Genomic DNA, 2,997 nt, shown 5'->3' on the forward strand with positions numbered 1-2,997 from the left:
GCAGCTCGCCGACCTGATCGGCGGACTGATCGGATCGTCGGAGGATGCGCTACCCGACCCGCAGGAGCTCAACCCGCCCGACGAGACCGACGAGATCGACGAGCCGGACGATGATCCCGACGAGGAAGCCGAGACCGAACCCGCGGACGCCGCAGACGAATCCGCGCCCGACGAGGACCCGGCTCCACCCGACGAACCGGAACCCGTACCACCGGAGCCTGCCGCGACACCCGTCCCACCGCCGCCCGATCCCGCTCCGCCGATCCCGCCTGCCGTCCCGGAGGCGCTTCCCGTCGAGCGGACGCCGTGCGAGATCGCCGCCGACGAGCTGCCACAGGTGGGCGAGTGAGGTCAGATGGTCTCGTCGCGGCACGCCAACGCCGCCGCCACGAAGGCGTCGCGGGCCGGGTTCGCCGTCGCGGCATCCCAGATCAGCGTGACCTGGCCCGGGGCGATGTCCTCGATCGGAACCACCCGCACGTCGGGGCGACGGTAGAAGGCGGTGGTCGAGCGGGGCAGGATGACGAACCCTTCCTGCGCGGCAACGCGTTCCAGCTTCTCCTCCACGGTCGCCGCCATCTTGGCTGTGGATGCATTGCGCTGCTCGGCGGTCGCGACCGCGTACCACTCCGGAACGGTGCTCGGGTCCTGCAGCAGTCTGCGCGTGCCGAGGTCGGCGAGCCGCACCGACGCTTGCGACGCGAACGGGTCGTCGCTGTGCAACAGCGCAACCCGCGGCTCCTCGAGAAGCGCGGCGGTGCCCAGCCCGTGGTGATCGATCGGCTCGCGGGCGTACACCACGTCGGCGTCCCCGCGCCGGACCACGTCGATCTGGTCGGCCCACCCCACCTGGATCACCCGGGCATGACACGACGGTTCTGCGGCTTCGAACTTGCGTACCGCCGCCGTCGCCAAGAGTCCCGGCATGACCCCGACGACCACCGTCACCGTCGGTGACTTGGCCCGAACCAGCCTCTCCTGCAAGGCCTTCGACTCGCGCAACATGAACCGGGCATCCTCGAGAAGTTGGGTGCCCGCGGCCGTCAACTCGGTGCCGCGGGAGTCGCGAAAGAACAACCGGGCCCCGAGCTCGTCCTCGAACGCGCGGATCTGACGAGACAACACCGGCTGGGCGATGTGCAGGCGCCGCGCCGCCCGGCCGAAGTTCAACTCCTCGGCCACCGCGACGAAGTACCTCAGCTTGCGCATGTCGAGGTCCGAATTCGTCATACCTTGAGGGTATCGCGAAACGACGAAAAGAGTCTTTGACGATGTTCAACGGGCGGGCGGACCGTGGAGGCATGAGTCTGAAGAACACCCGAGTCCTCGTCATCGGCGGCACCTCCGGCATCGGCCTTGGCGTCGCGACCGCCGTCGCCGAACGGGGCGGCACCCCGATCGTGGCGTCGCGTCGTCAGTCCAGTGTCGACCGTGCACTCGCGCATCTGCCAGAAGGTGCCCGCGGCGCCACCGTCGACCTCACCGACGAGGCGTCGCTGGATCAACTCGCGCGCAGCGTCGGCGACATCGACCACTTGGCGTTCACCGCGGGAGAGTCACTCGAGCTGGCGAGCCTGGCCGACCTGACGCCTGCGCGCATCACCGGCTTCTTCCAGACCCGCTTCGTCGGCGCGCTCAGTGCGGTGCGGACGTTCGCACCGCGCATCACCGAAGGCGGATCCATCACGCTCACCAGCGGCACCGCCGCCGAGCAGCCGGGATTCGGCGCCCTGCCGGTGAGCGTGTGTGGCGCGATGAACGCGTTGACCACCGCACTCGCCGTCGAGCTGGCACCGATCCGGGTCAACGCGATCGCGCCGGGGGTGGTGCGCACCCCGCTGTGGGATGTGATGGCCGAAGTCGACCGTCACGCGATGTACAGCCAAGCGGCGCAAGAACTTCCGCTCGGCCGCATCGGTGAGGTCGACGACGTGGCGCTGGCCTACGTGTATTGCATGGAGCAGGCCTTCGGCACCGGCGTCGTACTCAAGGTCGACGGCGGCACCGTACTGGTCTAGCGGCCGCGCGATCCGCCCGAGCGACTCGACGTCGTGGTGTAGGAACGCAGCTCTCCGCCTCGTGAACGGTTGCCGCGCCCGGACCGATTGCCGCCACCCGTGCGGGGGCTCGCTGCCGACCGACCGCTGCCACCGCCGTGGCTACGCTGCCTCTGGGGCTGCGAGGCCGGAGCCTCGAGGATCAGCGGTTCGCCGAACTTGCGTTCGCCAGGCGCGATCTCCTGCAGCACAGGGTGCGAGGCGCCGCTGAACCGGGTGATCGTAGGCTTGACGCCGGCCTTGCGGGTCAGGGTGCGGACGTCGGACACCTGCGAGTCGATCATCAGCGTCACCACGGTGCCCTCGGCGCCGGCGCGGGCCGTGCGGCCCGAGCGGTGCAGGTACGCCTTGTGTTCCACTGGCGGGTCCGCGTGAATGACCAGGCTGACGTCGTCGACGTGGATGCCACGCGCGGCGATGTCGGTGGCGACCAGCACCGCGGCCGAACCGTCGGAGAAGGCTGCGAGGTTGCGGGTACGTGCATTCTGAGACAGGTTGCCGTGCAACTCAACCGCAGGTACGCCCCGCGAATTCAGCTTGCGGGCAAGACCCTTCGCGCCGTGCTTGGTGCGGGCGAACATGATGGTGCGGCCCGGCGCTGCAGCGAGGTCGGTGAGGACGTCGATGCGGGCCGCGTTGTCGACGTGCAGCACGTGGTGAACCATCTCGGACACCGGCGACTGCTCGGAATCGACGCTGTGCACCACCGGATTGTGCAGGTAGCGCTTGATCAGCACGTCGACCCCGCCGTCAAGCGTGGCGGAGAACAGCATCCGTTGGCCGTCCTTGGGCGTCTTGTCCATCAGTCGCTTGACCGGGGGCAGGAAGCCGAGATCGGCCATGTGGTCGGCCTCGTCGAGCACGGTGATCTCCACCGCGGACAGGTCGGCGTGGCGGGACTGCATGTGGTCCTCGAGCCGGCCGGGGCAGGCGATGACGA

The 2,997-nt window shown here is 69.1% G+C and carries 3 protein-coding genes and 1 pseudogene; 2 read left to right on the forward strand and 2 right to left on the reverse strand.

All coding sequences use genetic code 11. The features are described from left to right. Nucleotides 1-349, forward strand: a pseudogene (locus QOC69_RS18495) (hypothetical protein); the annotation flags it as partial. Between the two features lie 2 nt (nt 350-351). Here QOC69_RS18495 and QOC69_RS18500 read toward each other — a convergent pair. Beyond that, nucleotides 352-1,230 (reverse strand): LysR family transcriptional regulator, encoded by an 879-nt coding sequence (locus tag QOC69_RS18500; RefSeq protein WP_526442185.1) that lies wholly within the window; start codon nt 1,228-1,230, stop codon nt 352-354. A 71-nt stretch (nt 1,231-1,301) separates the two neighbouring features. On the opposite strand from QOC69_RS18500, the gene QOC69_RS18505 reads away from it, so the two are divergent. Then, entirely contained in the window at nt 1,302-2,018 is a 717-nt protein-coding gene (locus QOC69_RS18505) for an SDR family NAD(P)-dependent oxidoreductase (RefSeq protein ID WP_526442187.1), read from the forward strand. On the opposite strand, the gene QOC69_RS18510 is transcribed toward QOC69_RS18505, so the two are convergent. Then, on the reverse strand, nt 2,015-2,997 hold a 983-nt coding region (locus tag QOC69_RS18510), incomplete at its 5' end, for a DEAD/DEAH box helicase (RefSeq protein ID WP_526442189.1). The genes QOC69_RS18505 and QOC69_RS18510 overlap by 4 nt on opposite strands.

The sequence above is a fragment of the Mycobacterium sp. genome, from assembly GCF_032162105.1.
Classification (GTDB): domain Bacteria; phylum Actinomycetota; class Actinomycetes; order Mycobacteriales; family Mycobacteriaceae; genus Mycobacterium.